The organism is Phytomonospora sp. NPDC050363, from assembly GCF_040655735.1.
GTDB lineage: Bacteria > Actinomycetota > Actinomycetes > Mycobacteriales > Micromonosporaceae > Phytomonospora.
On sequence record NZ_JBFAKK010000020.1, the window covers coordinates 65,320 to 86,276 of the forward strand.

Here is a 20,957-nt window from a genome sequence, read left to right on the forward strand (position 1 = left end):
ACCCGCAACCCGCTTCCCCCGCCGACAGGCGTGCCGTGGACCATGGACCCCGTGAATCTTGTCGACGTGCTGCCCGAAACCGCCGATCCCGACGAAGTCTTCGACGCCTTCTCCCACTGGGTCGGCGAACAGGGCATCACCTTCTACGAGGCGCAGGAAGAAGCCCTCATGGAAGTCGTCGCGGGCAACAACGTCATCGTCAACACGCCCACCGGGTCCGGCAAGAGCCTCATCGCCGCCGGCGCGCACTTCGCGGCCCTCGCCGGCGACCGGACCACGTTCTACACCGCGCCCATCAAGGCCCTGGTCTCGGAGAAGTTCTTCGACCTCACCGCCCGTTTCGGGGCCGACAACGTCGGCATGATGACCGGCGACGCCAGCGTCAACCCCTTCGCGCCGATCATCTGCTGCACCGCCGAGGTGCTGGCCAACATCGCGCTGCGCGACGGCTCCTACGCCGACGTGGGCCAGGTCGTCATGGACGAGTTCCACTTCTACGCCGAACCCGAGCGCGGCTGGGCCTGGCAGGTCCCGCTGCTGGAGCTGCCGCACACGCAGTTCATCCTCATGTCGGCGACCCTCGGTGACGTCACCCGCTTCCAGGAGGACCTGACCCGCCGGACCGGCAAGCCCACGGCGGTCGTGAAGTCCGCCGACCGGCCCGTCCCGCTGATCTACAGCTACAGCAAGAACACGCTCACCTCGACGCTCGAAGAGATGCTGGCCACCAAGCAGGCCCCGGTCTACATCGTGCACTTCACCCAGGCCGCCGCGATCGAGCAGGCGCAGGCGCTGATGAGCATCAACATGTCCACCCGCGAGGAGAAGGACAAGATCGCCGCCCTCATCGGCAACTTCCGCTTCACCACGCGCTTCGGCAAGACCCTGTCGCGCCTGGTCCGGCACGGCATCGGCGTCCACCACGCCGGGATGCTCCCGAAGTACCGGCGGCTCGTCGAGCGTCTCGCCCAGTCGGGCCTGCTGAAGGTCATCTGCGGCACCGACACGCTCGGCGTCGGCGTCAACGTCCCCATCCGCACCGTCTTGTTCACCGCGCTGAGCAAGTACGACGGCACGCGCGTGCGGCGCCTGCGCGCCCGCGAGTTCCACCAGATCGCCGGCCGCGCCGGACGGGCCGGGTTCGACACCGTCGGCTACGTCGTCGCACAGGCCCCCGAGTACGTCATCGAGAACGAGAAGGCCCTCGCCAAGATCGGCGACGACCCCAAGCGCCGCCGCGGCTACGCCCGCAAGAAGGCGCCGGAGGGCTTCGTCGGCTGGAGCGAGGAGACCTTCGAGAACCTCCAGGCCGCCGAGCCCGAACCGCTCGTCTCGCGCTTCCAGGTCTCCACCTCGATGCTCCTCAACGTCATCGCCCGCCCCGGCGACCCCTTCCAGGCCATGCGGCGGCTGCTCACCGACAACCACTCCGACCGCAAGGAGCAGCGCCGCCAGATCCACCAGGCGATCGCGATGTACCGCTCCCTGCTGGCCGCCGGCGTCGTCGAGAAGCTCGACGAACCCGACGACAGCGGCCGCACGGTCCGCCTGACCGTCGACCTCCAGGCCGACTTCGCGCTCAACCAGCCCCTGTCGTCCTTCGCGCTGGCCGCCTTCGAACTCCTCGACACCGACAGCGGCGACCACGCCCTCGACGTCCTCTCCGTCATCGAGTCGACCCTCGAAGACCCGCGCACGATCGTCGCCGCGCAGCAGAACAAGGCCCGCGGCGCGGCCATCGCCGAGATGAAGGCCGACGGGATCGAGTACGAGGAGCGCATGGAGCGCATCCAGGAGGTCACCTACCCCAAGCCCCTCGAAGAACTGCTCGGCGCCGCCTACGAGATGTACCAGCGCGGCCACCCCTGGGTCGCCGACCACCCGCTGCGCCCGAAGTCGGTCGCCCGCGACCTCTACGAGCGCGCCCTCAACTTCGGTGAGTTCGTCGCCTTCTACGAGCTCGCGCGCGGCGAGGGCCTGGTCCTTCGCTACCTGGCCAGCGCCTACAAGGCCCTCGACCAGACCGTCCCCGACGACCTCAAGACCGAGGAGCTGCGCGACCTGACGGCCTGGCTCGGCGAGCTCGTCCGGCAGGTCGACTCCAGCCTCCTCGACGAGTGGGAGCAGCTGGCCAACCCCGACCCGGAGCGCCCGCTCGCCGAGATCCCCGACGCCCCCACGGCCGTCACCGCCAACGTCCGCGCCTTCCGGGTCCTGGTCCGCAACGTCATGTACCGCCACGTCGAACTGGCCGCCCTCGACCGGCCCGGCGAGCTCGCCGCGCTGGAGACGGGCCTGTCGGCCGACGAGTGGGGCGACGCCCTCGACGCCTACTACGACGAGCACGACGAGATCAAGACCGGCCCGGACTCGCGCGGGCCGAAGATGCTCCAGCTCACCGACAGCTCCGACCGGCCCGGCTACTGGACGGTGCGGCAGGTCCTCGACGACCCGGCCGGCGACCGCGACTGGGCGATCGTCGGCGAGGTCGACCTGCACGCCTCCGACGAGGCCGGGGAGGCGGTAGTGCAGGTCACGGGCCTGGAGCGGATGTGAGCGGGGTGAGTGCGTCTAGTCTGGACCCGGTGACCGCCGACGACATCCGCCTCGCCCGGGTACGCACGTTCCAGCCCCGCCGGGGCCGGGTCAGCGACCGCCACGAGGACGCCCTCGCGCGCCTGCTGCCGGTCTACGGCGTCGACGAGACCTTCGAGCCGGAGGCCGCGTTCGGCCGCTCGGCGCCGCTGGTCCTGGAGATCGGCTCGGGGATGGGCACGGCGACCGCCGAGATGGCCGCCGCCGATCCCGACCGCGACTACCTCGCCGTCGAGGTCCACCCGCCGGGGATCGCCAACCTGCTGTGGCTGGTCGCCGAGGGCGGACTGCGCAACGTCCGCGTCTTCGACGGCGACGCCCTCGACCTGGCGCGCACGACGCTGGCGCCGTCGAGCCTGTCGGCCGTGCACGTCTACTTCCCCGACCCGTGGCCGAAGCCGCGCCACCACAAGCGGCGCATCATCGCGCCCGAGCACGTGGCGCTGCTGCGCTCGCGGCTGGCGCCGGGCGGGGCGTTCCACTGCGCGACGGACTGGGCGGAGTACGCCGCCCGGATGCTGACGGTGCTGTCGGCCGATCCGGAGCTGGTCAACACCTCCGAGGGCTTCACCCCGCGTCCGGCGCACCGGCCGGTGACGAAGTTCGAGCGGCGCGGGGTCGCCGCCGGCCGGGAGATCTTCGACCTGGTCTTCCGCCGGGTCGAGTAGGAGACGCGAAGGCGCCCGCAGGTCCGGGGACGAGCGGGCGCCTTGTCCTTCGCTTACTTGCGGCCGCTGCTCGCGGCGCTGTAGAGCATGTCCTGCGAGACGTAGGTCCCCTTGACCTCCCAGGCCGAGTTCACCGAGGCCGTCGTCTGTCCATTGCGGACGATCGTAGCCCCGTTGAACCCGAGCGCGAGCGGATAGAGGGTCGACTTCACGCCCGCCGGCGCCGAGTAGGTCTTCGCCGACCCGCCGACGGTCGCGTTCACCGTCGCCGTGGTGGTCAGGAAGGTCAGGAACTCCACGTTGTCCTTCGGTGTTCCGCCGTTGGCGCGGATCTTCTGGAGCTTCGTCTGCGTGCTCGTCGGCGCCGGTCCGGCCCCGAAGGGCTGGTTGCGGTGGACGACGTAGACGGTGTCGCGCACGATCGCCGGGTAGGCGCCGGTCTTGAAGCGCGTCAGGTAGTACGAGGAGAGGTCGAGCCACACGCCGCCGTTGCGGACCGACGGCGAGAAGTGGTGGTTCTCGGAGTAGTCGTTCCAGGTCATCAGCTGGATCCAGTCGGCACCGCCCTCGATGGCCTTCGTCCAGCCGCGGCGAAGGTTCTCGCTGTTCTCCGCCTCGTAGTAGTTGCCCTCCTTGGGGCGGCTGTCCTGCGGGGAGAGGCTGGCCATGAACTTCACGCCCGCGTTGTGCGTGGTGGCGATCTTGGCCGGCAGTGAGTCCTGGAGCGCCGGGGCGCCGTACTCCATCTCGGAGAAGCCGTAGCTGACCGACTTGTACTTCTCGAAGCTGGCGTTGAAGTTGAGCACGAAGGGCACCAGCGCGACCGTCTCGCCGTGGTTCGACTTCATCAGGGCGTTGAACTGCGCCCAGAACTCCGGCGTCTTGTTCTCGGCCTTGAAGGGCGAGACGACCAGGCGGCCGTCGCCGAGTCGGTACTCCGAGTCGAGCGCGGCGAGCTTCATGACCACCGCGGCCAGACCGGCGGCGTCGATGTCCTTGAGGGTGGACACCGTCATGTCGGGCATGATCACGATCTTGAAGTCCGGGTCGACCATCGGCGCGGCCCGCATGAGCCGCAGCGCGGCCTGCCAGTGGTAGTTGGACTCGCTGACGTTGAGCAGGTTCAGGGTGAACCCGTCCAGCCCGGCCTCCTTGGCGCGGGTGACCTCGGTGACCATGTCGGCGAGTTGCCAGTCCCCGGCGACCGGGTCGCGGGGGAGCGGCCGGTCGCGCAGGAAACCGCCGTAGGCGGAGTGGATGCCGCCCTCGCCGTCGGGGGTGAGGTAGTTGCGGGTGTAGTAGTCGGTCTCGGCGGGCTTGTTCTCGATCGAGATCCGAAACTGCGTGAAGTAGTGCGCGAACACCTTCTTGCCGCTGGCCTCCAGGACCTCGCGCGGTGGCAGGTCGAAGGGCAGCGGACCGGCCGCGACCGTCCCGAGGGTGTAGGCGACCGTCAGCTTCGGCGGGACCCCGGCGGTGTCGGCCGAGGAGTTCAGGACCCCCTGGGCGCCCGCGGGCGAGGTCAGCGCGAAGGAGTGCGCGCCGGTGCCGTGGTAGGCCGCCGACACGTCGACGCTGGTGGTGGCGCCCGCGGTCAGTCCCTTGACGGAGCCGATGACCGCGCCGGTCGCCGGCTGGTCGTTCCAGCTGAGCTCGGCGGCCGACCAGGAGTCGGCGACGTCGCGGACCTCGACGGTGGTGTCGCTGGTACGCGCGGGGCGCACGGAGAGGATCATCTCGACGTTCTGGGCGTTCGCGGGCAGCGCCGGGACGTCGAAGGTGAGGAAGGAGCGGCGCTCCGACGAGGCCGCGCCGTCGCAGGTCGCCGCGCACACCGAGAGCCACGTGTAGGCGTCGTGGACCTTGGTGGGACTGGCCTGGCTGGCATAGGTGTCGGCGGTGACGGGAAGCTCGACGACCGTCGGTGCGGCGTCATCGGCCGCGGTCCGGCCGTCCTCGGCCACCGCGACGCCGACACCGCCGGCGAGGCCGACGACCACCAGTGCCGCTAAAGGCAGCTTCCAGGGAAAAGAACGCATGCGATGTCCTTTTGGGGGAGGGGATTGATCGCGCAAGATCTACCGGACCGCCGAATCGTAGACACTCCCCGATGTGCGGTCCTGCGGGGGAGTCGCGCCCTTTCGGCTCGCGCCGGGGCCGATCACATGGGCGGACCGGTCACCAGGAACACCAGCCGGCGTCCCGCGCCGAGGCCGCCTTCGAGGATGGCGTGGAGGGCCTTGGCGACGTAGACCGGTTCGAGTTCGACGCCGTGGCGCTCGGCGAAGCCGGCGACGAACTCCCGCAGCTGAGGTGTGGATCTGGCGAAGCCGCCGTGGTGGAAGCGGTGGTCGAGCGTCCAGTCGCCGCAGGCGCGGCCGAAGGCCTCCACCTGGAGCCTTTCGACGTCGGCGATCAGGTCCTGGGCGCCTTTGAGAACGCACACGCCGACGGCCGACCGCCCCGCGGTGAGCCCGTGGGCGAGCCCGGCCAGCGTCGCGCCGGTCCCGACGGCGGTGACGACGTGGTCGTAGCCGCCCGGGAGCTGGACGTCGAGTTCGGCGGTGACCTCGGCGCACCCGCGGACCCCGGCGGCGTTCGCGCCGCCCTCGGGGATGACGAAGACCTCGCCCCAGCGCTCGCGCAGCGCGTCGAGGACAGGCGGCGTGCGCTTGCGGCGGTAGGCGGCCCGGTCGAGATAGTCGAGGGTCATGCCTTGCCCGACGGCGTAGGACAGCGACGGGTTGAGCGGCAGCCGCTCCTCGCCGCGGACCACGCCGATCGTGCGCAGCCGGTGCAGCCGGCCGGCGGCCGCGACCGCGCGCAGATGGTTGGAGTAGGCGCCGCCGAATGTCAGCAGCGCGCGGTGGCCGGCCGCCAGCGCCTCGTCGAGGTTCAGTCGCAGCTTGCGCCACTTGTTGCCCGGCAGGAACGGGTGCACCAGGTCGTCGCGCTTGAGCCACAGGCGCGTTCCCTTCGCCGACAGTCGCGGATCGCGCAGCTCGGTCAGCGGAGACGGCAGGAGGGGCTCGGGCATCACGGGGTGATTGTCGCCGGTCGGTGCCCGCGCGCGGTCGTGGGACGCGACCGGCGGTCACCGCGTGACATTCGCCTGGCGGTCCGTCGAATCAGAGACCGGGGGCCGGGTGCGCATCGTCCGATCCGGCCGCGATCATCCGACTTGGCGCGATTGTCGACTATGGAGGGAGAATGGACACGGACGTGACGGGCATTCCCGGGTCGTCGACCCGGCTGTTCGGCCCCCACGAACGAAATCCCGGTTCCTCTACCGGTTTCGCGCCCTCTGATGTGGATCGACGTTGCGGGGGCAGGCCAGGTGCGGGAGCCTTGGGGTGGGACGCGTCCGCCGTGGTCGAGCGTGACCGGTTCATCCTCTGTGGACGAACGGATCGGGGTGGTCACCGGCGGCGGGGACGTCCGGGGGTGGTTCACGCCCACTCCGGCACACGGCAGGGCTTGCCTGCCGGCGATGGAGCTTGTCATCGCCGAACAGTGAGAAGAGGAGGGGTCGCACGATGGTCGGATACGGGATAGCCGCTGTCGCCGCGACGGCGGTCGCGGTCGCCGTACTCGTTTACGGGGCGTACCGGCGGCGCGGGTGGGAGGCCACGCGCCCGGGACCACGCGGATTGGGCGCACCGTTGCGCACGCTTCCGCTCGAAGGAGCCAAGTGGCTCACCATCTACGAAAACGGCTGCGCCAAGACCTACCCGTCCGGTGCGGTCGAGTGGGCGCGCTGGACCGCCGTGGACGACATCGAGGCGCGCAGTGCCCCGGTGCCCACGATCGACGGCGGCGTCGAGTACGAGCACGCGGTCTGCATCGAACTGCGCGACGGCACGCGCATCTTCCTGTGCGGGACGCGGATCGGGGACTTCGCCGAAGAGGCCCGCGAGCGCGTGTTCGGTCTTCAGCTCGACGAGCACCGCGCGACGATGGCCGATGGTGGCGTCGTCGCCGTGCGAAGCGAACGGGGACTGGAGATCACCGCCGAGGGCCTGCGGCGCAAGGATCGCGAACTGGCCTGGGCCGAGATCGACGAGATCGAGTCCGACCGGGGATGCGCCCGCTTCCATCGTGGCGGGGCGCAGGTCGGCTGGGCCGCGTTCGACGTGAAGGGGCCGCGCGGACGGGCGTGCCTCCAGGTCGCGCGCGAGTTGTACGCCCGCAATCGCGCCGGCGAAGGTGTCGGCGAGGGCGTGGGTTGACCGTTCGTCCCGTCCCGATGGTCGCCGCGAGGTCGCCGGGACGGGCGAGCCGAACACCGCGCCGCCGAGGCCGTCGTCCACAGTGGACGACGGCCTCGGTCTTGGTCGCGGGGACCGGTTCGCGCGGACGCTAACGGGGCCGGCAGGGACGCAGGGCCAGCACGGTGGTCAGCGCCTCGTAGACGAGCTGGTCGTCGGTGAGGAAGTAGTCGGGATGCGAGTGCACGGCGATCACACGAGCCGGGTCGAGCTCGACGAGCAGGATCCGTTCGCCGCCGCCCTTCTCGGTGAGGAGGACGCCGTCGCGGTCGCCGAGGTCGACGGTGACCGGCGCGGAGCCGTCCGTCTCGGGCGCGTAGTCCTTCTCCTCGATCGTGGTCCAGAGGTAGTACACGTCGGACTCGTACAGGGTGCTGCCCTGGTACACGGTGCCCGGTTCGGACTGGTAGGTCGCCAGTCCGCAGCGGACGCCCAGGTAGCCCGGTCCCTCGTCCTCGACGAGGCCCTCGGCATAGGTGATCATGTCGGCCCGGGTGATCTGCCGTGTCCGCAGCATGAGGAAGTTCCCGTCCTCCTCCCAGGCGAGGACGTCCTCGGACAGCGCGTCCCCGGCCGGCCGGTAGGTGCCGGTCGTCCCGCGGACCGCCACCTCGTCGCCCTTGGCCGGCCAGTTCGGCGGTTTCCCGTCGTAGAGGTCGAGGACCAGGCCGGGACCGGCCTTGTTCTCGCGGCCGGGTTCGTCGAGGTAGCCCAGTCGTTGCAGGCTCTCGTTGATCCGCGCCCCGTAGCCGGAGTTGAAGTCCCCCGGCTCCCAGGTCGGCCGGTAGGGGAAGGCGTAGCTCGCGACGGGATCCACCGCCGGCGCCGAGTCATCGGGGGCGGTCGACTCCGACGCCGAGGGCGAACCCGCGGCGCCCGGCATCTCCCCACCCGGGCCCGTCCCGCCCTGGACGGCGAGCACGGTCCCGGCGACGATGATCGCCGTGAGGCCTCCGGTGAGCGCGATCTGCCGGCGCACACGCCGTCGGCTCCGGTCGTGGACGGCGGTGAGCAGTCCGTGCGGTTCAGGGGCGTCGGCGGCGTGCAGGCCGAGTTCGGCGCGCAGGGCGCCCTCGTCGTGTTCGGTTCTCATCGTGTGATCTCCCTGTCGCGGGGTCGCTCCAGCTGCGGGGAGACCCGCAGCTCCGACAGTCCCTTGTGAGCGTGGACGCGCACGGTCGACTCCCGGATCCCCAGCAGGTCGGCGATCTGGGCGTAGGCGAGGTCCTCGTAGAAGCGCAGCACCAGCACCGCCCGCTGCTTGCGGGACAGGCCCGCGAGCAGCCGCCACAGCGTGTCCCGCTCGGCCAAGGCCTGGCTGCCGTCGGCCGCGCTGGGCGCGTGGACGGTCATGTCGGCCGTCGCGCGCTCACCGAAGCTGAGGCGGCGGCGCCACGAGAGGAACTGCCGCAGCACCGCTTTGCGCACGTACGCCTCGGGGTCGCCGTTGGCGCTGATCCGCTCCCATGGGCGGTGGCAGCGGGCCAGCGCCTCCTGGACGATGTCCTCGGCGAGGTGCGCGTCTCCGCTCAGGAGGTAGGCGAAGCGCAGGAGCGCGCCGCCGCGTGCGCGGACGTAGTCGTCGAAGGAGTTCATGGCGCCCCCGGAGGTACGGACTGTCGGACACCACTTGCACGCGATGGGGGATCGTTTTCGTTTAGGCCGTGTCCGGGTGATCACTGCGGGGCTGCGGCGGACTCGCACCCACAAGACCACTAGGACACGCTCTAGGCCGAGGCGGCGATGACCTTCAGTGCGAAGTCCACATCGGACTCGGTGGTGTAGAGGTGGAAGGCGAAGCGCGTCTTGCCCGCGCGCGGGGAGGCGGTGATGCGGGCCTCGGCGAGGGCCTTGACCTGCTGGTCGCTCAACGGCACCGAGGTGATGGCGGACTCACCGGCGGGCAGTCCGAGTTCTTCGCGGAAGCGGTTGGCCAGGCCCACGTTGTGGTCGTGCACCTCGTCCCGGTCGAGCCCGGCGAGCAGTTCGAGGGCGGGGGCGTGCCCGATCCACGGCGCCCACGCCGGTGAGAGGTCGAAGCGGCGCGCGTCGCCGGCCAGGCGCAGCGGCGGCCCGTAGATCGAGTCCCAGATGTCGCCGCCCGCGTACCAGTTCGCCGCCAGCGGCGCGATCGGCGCCAGCGCCTCGGGCGTCCCGCTCAGGAAGGACGTGCCGCGCGGGCCCATCAGCCACTTGTACCCGGCGACCACGAGGTAGTCGTAGCCGTCGGCGGGCAGCGGCAGCCACCCGGCGGCCTGGCTGCCGTCGTAGAGGACCCGCACACCGTGCTCGTCTCGCGCCTGCGCGAGGGCCGCGAAAGGCGCGAGGCGGCCGTCGGCGGACTGCACGGCCGACACGGCGACGAGGTCGACGTCGTCGGTCACCGACTCCGCGAGGCGCTCCAGCGGCACCGAGCGGACCGTCACGCCCCTCATCCGGGCGACCAGGAACGGGAACAGCAGCGAGGTGAAGTCCTCCTCCGCGGTCAGCACGACGCTGTCATCGGGCAGCGCGGCGGCGATCAGCCCCACGAAGTGCGAGGCCGAGGGGCCGTGCGCGACCCGGCCGGGATCGACGCCGATGATCGAGGCGTAGGCCGTGCGGGCCCGCACGATCAGGTCGTCGATCGCGTACATGTCGACGCGCCCGGCGCGGCGATCGGCCTCGTGGGCGGCGATCGCCTCGGTCGCCGCAGCGGGCGGCAGACCGTAGGAGGCGGTGGCGAGGTAGGTGGTCTCGGGTGCGAAAAGGCCGCGAACGTCGGCGATCCTCTGGCTCATGGTGAGACGTTAGGCCCGCAGCCACACCCGCAGCGGTCCCAGTGACCGGAATCCCACCCGGAGGGCGGCGTCGAGGTCATCGCCGGACTCGTAGCCGACGAGCGCGGTGGCACCCAGCAGGTCGGCGGACGCGCGGGTGGCGCCGGCGAGGCCGTCGCCGAAGACGTTGGACACGCCGACCGCTCCGCCACCGCGGTTGAGCACGGCCCCGGCCTTGATCCCGTCGTCGTCGCGTCCTTCGAGGATGAGGACCGAAGGGTCGTCGAGGAGCCTCGGCGTGAACAGTCCGGTGGCCTCGCCGCCCGACCAGGCCGCCTCCCACTCGGCGAGCTCACCCGCGCGGCGCCACTCCAGCGCGTCGCCGGCCGGCAGGGGCGCGGCCGAGGACCGCCCGATCCACTCGGCCTCGAAGAGCACCTCGAAGCCGTGCGCCGAGAGGTCGAGGTCGGCGAAGGAGTCCTTCACCGAGCAGCCCGGCGAGGAGTCGATCCCGTCGAGGACCTCGGCGGCCTCCAACCCGGGGACCAGCGTCACCGCGTCGGGGTAGTAAAGGGGAGTACGCGCGGGGCTGCGCCACACCCGGCCGTCGCCGGAGGTATCGAGGTCGTGGGCTCGGCACATGGAGGCGCACCAGGAGGCGTTGTTCGCCGCTGCTTCGGTGATCACCGGCGGATCATGACGCCTTGACGGGCCGGCCGCCACCGCTTTTGCCCCCGATACCCCCTAGGGGTAGAGTGGGCGGGCGAGCACCGCCACGAGAGGATCCGCCATGGAAACCGTCACCTACAAGGTCACCGGCATGACCTGCGGGCACTGCGAGAAGGCCGTCACCGAAGAGGTCGCCGCCATCCCCGGCGTCACCGAGGTCCGCGTCGACCTGCCAACCGGGCACGTGATCGTCACCGGCGAGACCCTCGCCGACGACGCCGTCCGCGCCGCCGTCGACGAGGCGGGCTACGAACTCGCCGGCCGCGTCTGACACCACGGCCGGGGCGCCCTCCGGCGCCCCGGCGCGGTGTCCGAGTGAGCGACCTAGAAGCTCGTCGCGTCGATCACGAAGCGGTAGCGCACGTCACTGGACAGCACCCGCTCGTAGGCCTCGTTGATCCGGTCGGCGGAGATCAGCTCGACCTCGGCGGCGATCTGGTGCTCGGCGCAGAAGTCCAGCATCTCCTGCGTCTCGGCGATCCCCCCGATCATCGAACCGGCCAGGCTCTTGCGCCCCCCGATCAGCGAGGACAGGCGCACCGAGCTCGCCTCCGACGGCAGGCCGAGGTTGACCATCGTGCCGTCGATGCGCAGCAGCCGCAGGTAGGCGTCGAGGTCGAGATCGGCCGAGACGGTGTTGACGATCAGGTCGAAGCGCCCGGCGAGCTCGCGGAAGGTCTGCGGGTCGCTCGTGGCGTGGAAGTCGTCGGCGCCCAGGCGCAGGCCGTCGTCCTTCTTGCTCAGCGTCTGGCTGAGCACGGTCACCTCGGCGCCCATGGCGTGCGCCAGCTTCACACCGACGTGGCCGAGGCCGCCCATCCCGACGATGGCGACGCGCTTGCCCGGCCCGGCGCCCCAGTGACGCAGCGGCGAGTAGAGCGTGATGCCCGCGCACAGCAGCGGCGCGGCACCGGCGTAGTCGATGCTCTCCGGCACCGCCAGGACGTAGTCCGCGTCGACGACGATGTGGGTGCTGTACCCGCCGTAGGCGGGGGTGCCGTCGGCGCCGGTGTCGTTGTAGGTCGCCGTGCCGTTGCGGCAGTACTGCTCCAGGCCCGCCAGGCACGCCTCGCACTTGCGGCAGGAGTCGACGAAGCAGCCGACGCCGACCCGGTCGCCGACCTTGTGCCGGGTGACCGCCTCGCCGGCGGCGGAGACGACGCCGACGATCTCGTGCCCGGGCACCATCGGGAAGTTCCCCGGGCGCCACTCGTCGCGGGCCTGGTGGATGTCGGAGTGGCAGATGCCGGAGTAGCGGATCTCGATGAGGACGTCGTTCGGGCCGACCGCGCGCCGGGGGACGGTGGTCGGTGCGAGGGGCGCCCCGGCGGCGGGGGCCGCGTAGGCATTGACGGTGGTGGTCATGCGCTCGGAGGCCTTTCGGGCTGGGGGGTGTTGACGGCTCACATCTTGCGCCGCCCTTCGGCGCGGCGGGCAGGGAGGTACGGCCTGAGGTGAGGTTCGCCGCGACTCAGCACGGCCCGTAGTCCTTGAGATCGATGCCCCCGGCGCGTTCGAGGCCCGCCTCCAGCATCATCGCCGCGAACTCGGGGGACCGCATCATCGCGTCGCGCTCGGCGAGCCGCTCGGCCGTGGCCGGCGCCAGGAAGGCCCCGGCGTTCTCGCCGCCCTCCTGGCAGAGGGTGGCGAAGTCCCGCAGCTCCTTCTCGTAGGCGGTGAAGGCCGTCCGGTGGTCGCCGCCCGCCGCCGCGAGCTCTCCGGCCAGCACGTAGGCGCCCACGACTGCCGAGCCGGTGCCCATGCCGCCGACCGTGGCGCCGTGCGCGGCATCGCCGGCCAGCGCGATCCGCCCCCGCGACCAGGCCGGGACGTCGGCGCGGCTGATGGAGTCGCAGTACAGCTCATCGGCCCCGTCGAGGGCGGCGACGAGTTCGGCGGCGCGCCAGCCCATGCCGTCGAGCGCATCGGCGACGAGTCTCTTCTGCGCGGCGAGGTCGCGGCGGTCGTAGGCGAGGATGCCGGAGGCGAAGACCGCGAAGGCGTCGACGCCTCTCTCGCCGTCGCTGACGCTGATCATGCGGCCGGGCTCGTTGTAGGCGACCGAGACGCGGCCGACGGGTTCGGCGCCGGGCACGGTCCAGCGGGCCAGGTGGTAGCCGAGGTGGGTGACGTGCTCCGACTCCGGCCCGAAGGCCAGGCGGCGGACGTTGGAGTGCAGGCCGTCGGCGCCGATCACCAGGTCGAAGGTGCGCGGTGCCGAGGCGGCGAAGGCGACCTCGACGCCCTCCTCGGTCTCGGTAAGGGAGGTGATCGTGTCCCCGAAGACGTACTCGCAGTCGGCGCGGGTCCTCTCGTGGAGCACGCGGGCGAGATCCGAGCGCAGGACCTCCAGCTCGCCCCCGGTGAACTCCGGCGGCAGTGCGAACCGCTCGGCGCCCGCGGTGTCCACGAAGCGCATCGGCGAGCCGCCGGTCTCGACGGCGCGCAGGTCGTCGAGGACGCCCATGCGCGCCAGGATCGCCAGGTGCGCCTCGCTGCGGAAGTCGACGGCGTATCCGCCGCCCCGCAGGCCGGGCGCGATCTCGACGACGGTGGGCGAGAAGCCTCGCCGCGCGAGCCAGTAGGCGAGGGAAGGCCCGGCGACGCTGGCGCCGGAGATGAGGATCCTCACGATGCTTCTCCATTCGTTCGATAACTGTGTCTCACGGACACAGTGTATGATAGACACAGTTTGGTCGCGATGGCAAATCACGAGGGAGAGATCGATGGCCGAGGACTTCGCCGACGCGCTGGCGCTGCTGTGGGGCCTCAAGCCGCCCCCCAAGCGCGGCCCGAAGGCCGCCTTGAGCACCGAGGCCATCACGGCCGCGGCGATCGCCGTCGCCGACGAGATCGGCCTGCCCGCCCTGACCATGCAGGTCGTCGCCGAGCGTCTCTCCTTCACGAAGATGTCGCTGTACCGGCACGTCCCCGGCAAGGCCGAACTCGTCGCGCTCATGGTCGACCACGCCTTCGGGCCGGCCCCGCAGCCGCCCGCCCCCGAGCCGCCCGGGGAGGCATGGCGGCCGCGGCTGACCGCCTGGGCCGAGGAGTTCCGGCGCGTCCTCGACCGCCACCCCTGGCTGCTGGCCGCCCTGGTCGGGCGGCGGCCGCTGGGCCCGAACGAGCTCGCCTGGACCGACCACGCCGTCGCCGCCCTCGACGGCACCGCCCTGACCGGCGGCGAACGCCTCGACACCGTCTTCACCGTCGCCGGGCACGTCCGCAACACCGCCCAGCAGCTCGTCACCGCCGAGGGGACCAGACGCGAGGGCGGTGAGGCCGAGTTCGAGCGGGCCCTCGCCGTCCTCCTCGACGAGCATCGCGAGCGCTACCCGGCGCTGACCACCGCCTCGGCCGAGTCCGTGCCCGACCAGGCCCTCGCCTTCGGCCTCGACCGGATCCTCGACGGGGTCGCCGAGCTCATCTCGCGGCGCCGCTAGATCTCGTCTGGCGGAAATCGGCCCCCGTCTGGCGCCTACAGGGTGAGGATCGAGACGGGAGACTTCGATGACGGGCAGGCAGGCCACCCACGACGGACCGCTGCGGCTGGCCGTCATCGTCGGCAGCACCCGCGAGGGCAGGGCCGGCGAGGACGTCGCCGGCTGGTTCACGGCCCTGGCGAAGGCGCACGGGCATTTCACCGTCGACGTCCTCGACCTCGCGCTCTTCGACTTCCCCGCCCGCCTGCCCGGCGAGGCGACGCCCGAGATGGCGCGCTTCACCGCCGCCGTCGAGGGCGCCGACGCCTACGCCGTCGTCACGCCCGAGTACAACCGCAGCTTCCCGGCCTCCCTCAAACAGGCCGTCGACTACGGCTACGACGAGTGGCACGCCAAACCTGTCGGATTCGTGTCCTACGGTTACCGCGACCGGGGCCTCTACGCCGTCGAGCACCTTCGCACCGTCTACGCCGAACTCCACACCGTCACCGTTCGCGACGGCGTCCACCTCGACCTTCTCGACACCGCCGGCCCCCACTCCAGCCCTGAGGCCGAGCAGTCGGCCGGCCGCATGCTCGGGCAGCTCGCCTGGTGGGGCCGCACCCTCCGAGAGGGCCGCGCCGCGCGTCCCTACACCTGCTGAAAGGAAAGACCGTGAAACAGAACGGCACCGGCCTCGCCATCGAGACGCAGGGCCTGGTCAAGACCTTCGGAAAGACACGAGCCGTGGACGGCGTCGACCTGGCCGTCCCCGCCGGAACCGTCTACGGCGTTCTCGGCCCCAACGGCGCCGGCAAGACCACCGCGGTGCGGATTTTGGCCACCCTGCTGCGTCCCGACGGCGGCACGGCCCGCGTCTTCGGCCACGACGTGCTCAAGGAAGCCGACGCCGTCCGTTCGAGAGTGAGCCTGACCGGCCAGTACGCGTCGGTCGACGAGGACCTCACGGGCCTGGAGAACCTCGTGCTCCTCGGCCGGCTCATCGGCCACCGCAAGGCCGCCGCGCGTCGGCGGGCCGAGCAGCTCCTCGACGCCTTCGGGCTCACCGAGGCCGCCGGCCGACAGGTCAAGAAGTACTCGGGCGGGATGCGCAGGCGCATCGACATCGCCGCCAGCATCCTCAAGACACCCGACGTGCTCTTCCTCGACGAGCCGACCACCGGCCTCGACCCCCGCAGCCGCAACCAGGTGTGGGACATCATCCGGATCATCGTCGCCCAGGGCACCACGGTCCTGCTGACCACCCAGTACCTCGACGAGGCCGACAACCTCGCCGCCCGCATCGCCGTCATCGACCACGGCAAGGTCATCGCCGAGGGCACTCCCGGTGAGTTGAAGTCCTCCGTCGGTGCGGGCTCGGTGCACGTCCGTCTCCGCGACGCCGCCCAGCGCGGCGAGGCCGAGCGGATCCTGTCGACGACCCTCGCCCTCGGCGTCAACCTCGACGCCGACCCGGTCGCCCTCACCGCACGCGTCGACGCCGACGGCGGCGGCACCGCCGAGCAGGCGTCCCAGGCGCTGTCGGCGCTGGCCCGCGCGGGTATCACCGTCGACGAGTTCTCCCTCGGCCAGCCCAGCCTGGACGAGGTCTTCCTGGCCCTGACCGACCACCCCGCCACCGACGACGCCGAGAAGGAGGCCGTGGCATGACCACGCAGTCGACCACCACGCAGCCCACCGTCTACACACCCGCCGCCTCCGCGCTCAGCGCGGTCCTGTCGGCCGACGAGCAGCCGAAACGGCCGAGCGCGCTGTCGGCGTCGATGACCTTCGGCTGGCGCGCGATGCTGAAGATCAAGCACGTCCCCGAGCAGCTGTTCGACGTGACCGCCTTCCCGATCATGATGACGCTGATGTTCACCTACCTGTTCGGCGGTGCGCTGGCCGGGAACACCACCGACTACTTGCAGTACCTGCTGCCCGGGATCATGGTCATGAGCGTCGTGATGATCACCATGTACACCGGGGTGGGGGTGAACACCGACATCGAGAAGGGCGTCTTCGACCGTTTCCGGACCCTGCCGATCTGGCGCCCGGCGGCGCTGGTCGGCGCGATCCTCGGCGACGTCTTTCGTTACACGATGGCCTCTGCAACGATTCTGCTGCTCGGACTGATCCTCGGTTTCCGTCCCGCCGGAGGCGTGCTCGGCGTGCTGGCCGGTGTCGGGCTGCTGGTCGCGTTCTCCTTCGCGTTCTCCTGGATCTGGACCATGTTCGGCCTGTTCCTGCGCTCGGAGAAGTCGGTCATGGGCGTGAGCATGATGGTGCTGTTCCCCATGACCTTCCTGAGCAACGTCTTCGTCCAGCCGGCGACCATGCCGGGCTGGCTCCAGGGATTCGTCGAGGTCAACCCGATCGCTCACCTCGTCGCCGCCGTCCGCGGCCTCATGTACGGCACCCCCGACGCCTACGAGATCACCTGGACCCTGGTGTCGGGCGGCGTGATCCTGCTGGTCTTCGGCGCCCTGACGATGCGGCTGTACAACCGGAAGTGAAGAACGAGCAGTAAGCAGTGAGCTGACGCGAGCAAAGCCCGGTGGCCCGTCCGACGGACGGGCCACCGGCATCGACGGGCGGGGGTGCGCTTGACTGCCCGGGTGGTGGAGTTGGCGCGGATGCGCGATGCCCTTGGCGAGATCGGCCGCGTCCCGGAGTTCCTGGAGCGGGTCGAGCGCGCCGACGACCCCGAGGCGTGGCGCGAACTCGAGTACCGCCTCTGCCTCGAACACGATCTCGTGCCGCCGGCCGGCTTCGCCGCACTGCCGAGGCTGGTGCCACTCGCGGTGAGCGATCGGCGAGCGCGCCGCCTTGCCGGGCTCATCGTGCGGTGCTCGGCCGGGCACCACCGCTGCGACGCCCTCCTCGCCGGTACCGCCGCCGCCATCGCCGACTTCGGTGGGCAGCTCGACCGGCACCTGCGCACGCGCCCGGCCGACTACCTCGACAGCTTCATCGATCTGCTCGCAGTCGCCGGCCAGTACCACTGGAGCGCCGCCCTCGGTGACTTCAGCGACGACTTCTACCCCGTCGACTGCCCCCACTGCGCGGTCAAGGTCATGATCGCCATCGGCGATTACGGCCGCTACTCGGCTATCCGGGACTGGGACCACGGCGATGTCGACCGCCGCCCCCTGCGCCCCGCGTTCCCCGCCGAACTCACCGGGACCGGACGGTGGATGTACGACACCGCCGCCCGCGACGGCCAGGCCGCCCTCGCCGAAGGCATCGCCCATCTCCACGGCCGGGCCGAGTGCCCACGCTGCGCCGCTCTCTTCACCGTCGCCGACGAGTACGCCGCCGCAAACCTCCCACGCCTGTGAACCCCACGCCCCGCCCTCACAACCCCCAGCGCACGCCCTCCGCCGGCCCGTAACGGCACGTCGCGCCCGTCGACACCGCCGCGCGCAGGTGCTCCGCCAGCGCCGGATGCCGCTCGTCGAGCTTGCGCAGCGTGTCGCGGATCCGCGCGGTCACGGTCTTGCGCGCACGCTCGGCCTCGTCGCCCAGGCGACGCGGGCGGCCGCCGAGACCGGTGGCCGTGCGCAGTTCGTCGATCAGCGCCGAACGCTCAAGGTCGAGGGCCGCCGCGCGGGAGTCGTCGCCCAGCGCGACGGCACGGTCGATCAGTTCGTCGAGCTCCCCGAGGCGGCGCTTGTAGCGGCTCCTCGCCTCCTCGTCGAGTACCGCGTCGCCGCCGAGACCGCGAGCGGCGACGACCACGTCGCCTCCCGACGGGTCCAGCAGCCGCACCGCGGGAATGTCGGCCCCGGGCGCCCCGAGCAGCGTGTGCAGGTCCTGGAGACCTTTGGCGTCGGGCATCAGCACCGTCGACCCGCCCCAGGTCAGCGACCACACGTCGCCCTCGCGCCGAAACACCGCCTCGGGCTCGGCGGATACCACGGCCGCGCCCGAGGCCAGGTGCGCCATGCCCAGTTCGGCCGCCTCGGCCCGGACCTCGGCGGCCAGCCGGGGGTCGCCGTCGAGTCGCGCCATCGCGGCCTTCGCCTCCAGCGCCCACACCCGCGACGCCATCGACTCCGCCGACCGCAGCGCCTCGGCGTAGTCGGCCCGCGCCGTCGCGAAGTCCCCGACGGCCGCCGCCAGACGCCCGAGCCACAGGCTCACCGGTCCGCTGATGTCGCACCCGTACAGCGACACCAGCCACTGCCCCCGCAGCGGCTCAAGGCTCTCCCGCACCCGCCCGCACGCGAGCGGATCACCGCTCAGCGCCGCCGTCTCGGCCCGCGCACGCAGCGCCAGGCCCTCGAACATCCGGGGATAGTCCTCACCGACCGCCTTGACCTTCCCCGACCCGGCCGAGGTGATCGCGTCGGTCAGATCCACGTGCGGATGCTGACCGTTCGCGGCCATCTCCTCCACCAGCGCCGCGGCCTCGTCGAAACGCCCCTGCGCCTGGAGCCGCGACCACGAGATGTGCTCGCCCATGAAGGCCCAGTGCTGGTGATCGCCGTGCTTCTGCTTCTCCGTGAAGCGCGCGATCAGCTCCTCCGCCTCGGCGAAGCGGCCCTGGAAGGCGGCGATGATGGACCGGTCGATCATGACGCCGATCCCCATGCGCGACCCCGGCTGAGTGATCGACGCCAGCCTCTCGACGGTCGCGGCGTACGCGGGGTCCCCCTGCTCCAGCTGCGCGACCCACAACAGCGCCGTGGCGTACTCCCGCATGTCGGAGTCCGCCGAGCGCCGCCCCACCTCGATCATCTCGCGGGTCAGCGCCTCCCGCTCCCGCGCCGTCCCCGGCCCCCAGATCACGTCGTGGCGGGCCCACAGGCCGAACCCCAGCGCGTCGTCGTCACCGTCGCGGCGGGCCAGCACCGACACGCGCACCGCCAGCTCGCGCGCCATGAGGTCGATCTCGCGCTCACCGCCGGGCACCCCGACCGCGCCGCGCATGACCGCCCGGTGCGCCTCGGCGAGCAACTCCTCCTTGAACGCGGCGTGCTCGCCCGGCCCGCCCTGCCGGTGCACCGTCAACGCGACCCGGGCCGTCAGCTCCGGGTCGCCCAGGGCCCGCACGCCGGCGGCCGCGGCCTCGAACATCGCCCAGGCGGCCTCGCGCTCACCGCAGTGATGCAGTTCGCCGCCCAGGTCGAGCTGCACCCGGACCCGCTCGCGGCTCGGTTCGGGACCGATGCGATCCAGTGCCCTGCGCAGGTGCGTGCTCGCCTCCTCGAAGGAGAAGCGGTCACCGGCGTCGCGGGCGGCGGCCCGCAGCAGCGCGACGGCCCGCCCGGCGTCGAGGGCGCCGTCGGCGAGGTGCGCGTGTCCGGCGAGGTCGGCCGGGAGCATCCGCTCGGCCAGCGCGGGGGAGCGGTCGAGGGCACGCACGACGGCGGCGTGCCGCTCGGGCGCGTCGGCGACCGACTCGTAGAGCGTCTCGCGGACCAGGTCGTGGGCGAAGGAGAAACGCCCGCCGCCGTGCGAGGTGACCAGCCGCGCGGTCACGGCTTGATCGAGCATCCGGTCCACCTGCGCGACCGGCTGGTGCACCACGGCCGCCAGGATCTGGCGGTGGAAGCGACGACCGAGCACCGAGGCGTCCGACAGCAGCCGCGCCACCGGCGGCGGCAACTGCGCCAGCCGGCGCCGCACCGCGTCGCTGACTCCCGGCGCGATCGCCGAGGCGGGCTGCCCGCTGCGCCACAGGCGGGCCGTCTGCTCGACGAAGAAGGGGTTCCCGCCGGTCCGCGCGTGCACCTCGGCGACCAGCTCCGGCGTGGCCTGCTCACCTGCCGTGCGCGCCATGAGCGCCCCGACGGCACCGGCGTCGAGGCCGTTCAGGGCCACCGTCGTGGCCCGCCCGAGCAGCGGCAGCATCAGCTCCCGCAGCGGATGCGGGTCGACCTCGACCTCCACGTCGCGGTAGGTGCCGATCAGCAGCAGCGGCTCGAACCGCGAGTGCTGCGCGGCGAACTCCAGCAGCCGCAGCGAGGCGGCGTCCGCCCAGTGCAGGTCGTCGAGGATCACCACCAGGGGCCGGGTCTGCGCCGCCGAAACCAGCGCGCGGGTCACCGCGTCGTACAGGCGGAAGCCGTCGGCCTCCTCGCCCTCGGACAGCAGCGCCGACAGCTCCCCGGAGACCTCACCGCCGGACCGCTGCGGCGGCGCGTGCCGGTGGAGCGCCCTGATGACCTGCGTCCACGGCCAGTAGCCCGGCGCGTTGTGGGAGTCCCAGCACGAACCGCTCAGCACCAGCGCGCCCTCGCCGCGCGCCCACTCGGCGGCCTCGGTGACCAGGCTCGTCTTACCGATCCCCGCCTCGCCGGTGACGAACACCAGCCCGCCGTTTCCCTCGCGGACCCGGCCGATCTCGGCGCGCAGGAGCGCGGCCGGATGGTCTCGGCCGAACAGACCGGGTCTCATGTCGCGCTCGCTGTCTCTCGGCGGTGCGGGAAAGGCGAAGGACGTGGTCCCCCAGCCTCAAGCATCCCCGAGGGGTCTGACAAATGTCGCAGGCACGTGCGACAGTCTCAC

At 71.6% G+C, this 20,957-nt stretch carries 18 protein-coding genes; 9 read left to right on the forward strand and 9 right to left on the reverse strand.

Annotation, left to right across the window (positions count from 1 at the left end; genetic code table 11):
* Window positions 1-42 precede the first annotated feature (42 nt).
* Window positions 43-2,556: a DUF3516 domain-containing protein gene (locus AB0I28_RS36365; RefSeq protein ID WP_357500454.1), complete on the forward strand. Its 2,514-nt coding sequence runs from the start codon at window positions 43-45 to the stop codon at window positions 2,554-2,556.
* A 29-nt stretch (window positions 2,557-2,585) separates the two neighbouring features.
* On the forward strand, window positions 2,586-3,263 hold the full coding sequence (trmB, locus tag AB0I28_RS36370) for a tRNA (guanosine(46)-N7)-methyltransferase TrmB (RefSeq protein WP_357500455.1): 678 nt from the start codon (window positions 2,586-2,588) through the stop codon (window positions 3,261-3,263).
* A gap of 53 nt (window positions 3,264-3,316) precedes the next feature.
* Here the strand turns inward: trmB and AB0I28_RS36375 are convergent, their stop codons facing one another.
* Both AB0I28_RS36375 and AB0I28_RS36380 read right to left on the reverse strand, forming a co-directional pair.
* Window positions 3,317-5,302: an endo-1,3-alpha-glucanase family glycosylhydrolase gene (locus AB0I28_RS36375; protein ID WP_357500456.1), complete on the reverse strand. Its 1,986-nt coding sequence runs from the start codon at window positions 5,300-5,302 to the stop codon at window positions 3,317-3,319.
* A 122-nt stretch (window positions 5,303-5,424) separates the two neighbouring features.
* Window positions 5,425-6,300 (reverse strand): pyridoxal-phosphate dependent enzyme, encoded by an 876-nt coding sequence (locus AB0I28_RS36380; RefSeq protein WP_357500493.1) that lies wholly within the window; start codon window positions 6,298-6,300, stop codon window positions 5,425-5,427.
* Between the two features lie 625 nt (window positions 6,301-6,925).
* Between AB0I28_RS36380 and AB0I28_RS36385 the strand changes: the two genes are divergently transcribed.
* Complete coding sequence (locus tag AB0I28_RS36385; RefSeq protein ID WP_357500458.1) at window positions 6,926-7,492, forward strand: hypothetical protein; 567 nt, start codon at window positions 6,926-6,928, stop codon at window positions 7,490-7,492.
* Between the two features lie 130 nt (window positions 7,493-7,622).
* On the opposite strand, the gene AB0I28_RS36390 is transcribed toward AB0I28_RS36385, so the two are convergent.
* The 4 genes from AB0I28_RS36390 to AB0I28_RS36405 form a co-directional block, all read right to left on the reverse strand.
* On the reverse strand, window positions 7,623-8,624 hold the full coding sequence (locus AB0I28_RS36390; protein ID WP_357500460.1) for a hypothetical protein: 1,002 nt from the start codon (window positions 8,622-8,624) through the stop codon (window positions 7,623-7,625).
* Window positions 8,621-9,127, reverse strand: a complete 507-nt coding sequence (locus AB0I28_RS36395) for a SigE family RNA polymerase sigma factor (RefSeq protein ID WP_357500461.1) — start codon at window positions 9,125-9,127, stop codon at window positions 8,621-8,623. Before AB0I28_RS36395 ends, AB0I28_RS36390 begins: the two co-directional genes overlap by 4 nt.
* 131 nt (window positions 9,128-9,258) lie before the next feature.
* Window positions 9,259-10,311 carry an aminotransferase class V-fold PLP-dependent enzyme gene (locus AB0I28_RS36400; protein WP_357500463.1) on the reverse strand — a complete coding sequence of 351 codons (1,053 nt, stop codon included), beginning with the start codon at window positions 10,309-10,311 and terminating at the stop codon, window positions 9,259-9,261.
* Between the two features lie 9 nt (window positions 10,312-10,320).
* Window positions 10,321-10,977 (reverse strand): hypothetical protein, encoded by a 657-nt coding sequence (locus AB0I28_RS36405; protein ID WP_357500464.1) that lies wholly within the window; start codon window positions 10,975-10,977, stop codon window positions 10,321-10,323.
* Between the two features lie 103 nt (window positions 10,978-11,080).
* Here AB0I28_RS36405 and AB0I28_RS36410 point away from each other — a divergent pair, with 103 nt between their 5' ends.
* The gene (locus tag AB0I28_RS36410; protein WP_357500465.1) at window positions 11,081-11,290 is read left to right on the forward strand and encodes a heavy-metal-associated domain-containing protein; all 210 of its coding nucleotides are present in this window, start codon (window positions 11,081-11,083) and stop codon (window positions 11,288-11,290) included.
* A gap of 53 nt (window positions 11,291-11,343) precedes the next feature.
* Here AB0I28_RS36410 and AB0I28_RS36415 read toward each other — a convergent pair whose 3' ends face one another.
* Window positions 11,344-12,384 (reverse strand): NAD(P)-dependent alcohol dehydrogenase, encoded by a 1,041-nt coding sequence (locus AB0I28_RS36415; protein ID WP_357500466.1) that lies wholly within the window; start codon window positions 12,382-12,384, stop codon window positions 11,344-11,346.
* A 106-nt stretch (window positions 12,385-12,490) separates the two neighbouring features.
* A complete protein-coding gene (locus tag AB0I28_RS36420) occupies window positions 12,491-13,651 on the reverse strand; it encodes an FAD-dependent monooxygenase (protein ID WP_357500468.1) in 1,161 nt (386 codons plus the stop codon).
* 94 nt (window positions 13,652-13,745) lie between these two features.
* Here AB0I28_RS36420 and AB0I28_RS36425 point away from each other — a divergent pair, with 94 nt between their 5' ends.
* The 5 genes from AB0I28_RS36425 to AB0I28_RS36445 all read left to right on the forward strand — a co-directional run bounded on the left by AB0I28_RS36425 (window position 13,746) and on the right by AB0I28_RS36445 (window position 17,782).
* Window positions 13,746-14,462: a TetR/AcrR family transcriptional regulator C-terminal domain-containing protein gene (locus AB0I28_RS36425; protein WP_357500469.1), complete on the forward strand. Its 717-nt coding sequence runs from the start codon at window positions 13,746-13,748 to the stop codon at window positions 14,460-14,462.
* A 67-nt stretch (window positions 14,463-14,529) separates the two neighbouring features.
* Entirely contained in the window at window positions 14,530-15,105 is a 576-nt protein-coding gene (locus AB0I28_RS36430) for an NAD(P)H-dependent oxidoreductase (protein WP_357500470.1), read from the forward strand.
* An 11-nt stretch (window positions 15,106-15,116) separates the two neighbouring features.
* Window positions 15,117-16,112 carry an ATP-binding cassette domain-containing protein gene (locus AB0I28_RS36435; RefSeq protein WP_357500471.1) on the forward strand — a complete coding sequence of 332 codons (996 nt, stop codon included), beginning with the start codon at window positions 15,117-15,119 and terminating at the stop codon, window positions 16,110-16,112.
* Complete coding sequence (locus AB0I28_RS36440) at window positions 16,109-16,957, forward strand: ABC transporter permease (protein WP_357500472.1); 849 nt, start codon at window positions 16,109-16,111, stop codon at window positions 16,955-16,957. The genes AB0I28_RS36435 and AB0I28_RS36440 overlap by 4 nt, the downstream gene beginning before the upstream one ends.
* A gap of 120 nt (window positions 16,958-17,077) precedes the next feature.
* A complete protein-coding gene (locus AB0I28_RS36445) occupies window positions 17,078-17,782 on the forward strand; it encodes a hypothetical protein (RefSeq protein ID WP_357500473.1) in 705 nt (234 codons plus the stop codon).
* A 16-nt stretch (window positions 17,783-17,798) separates the two neighbouring features.
* Here the strand turns inward: AB0I28_RS36445 and AB0I28_RS36450 are convergent, their stop codons facing one another.
* Window positions 17,799-20,846 (reverse strand): AAA family ATPase, encoded by a 3,048-nt coding sequence (locus AB0I28_RS36450; protein WP_357500475.1) that lies wholly within the window; start codon window positions 20,844-20,846, stop codon window positions 17,799-17,801.
* Window positions 20,847-20,957: the final 111 nt, after the last annotated feature.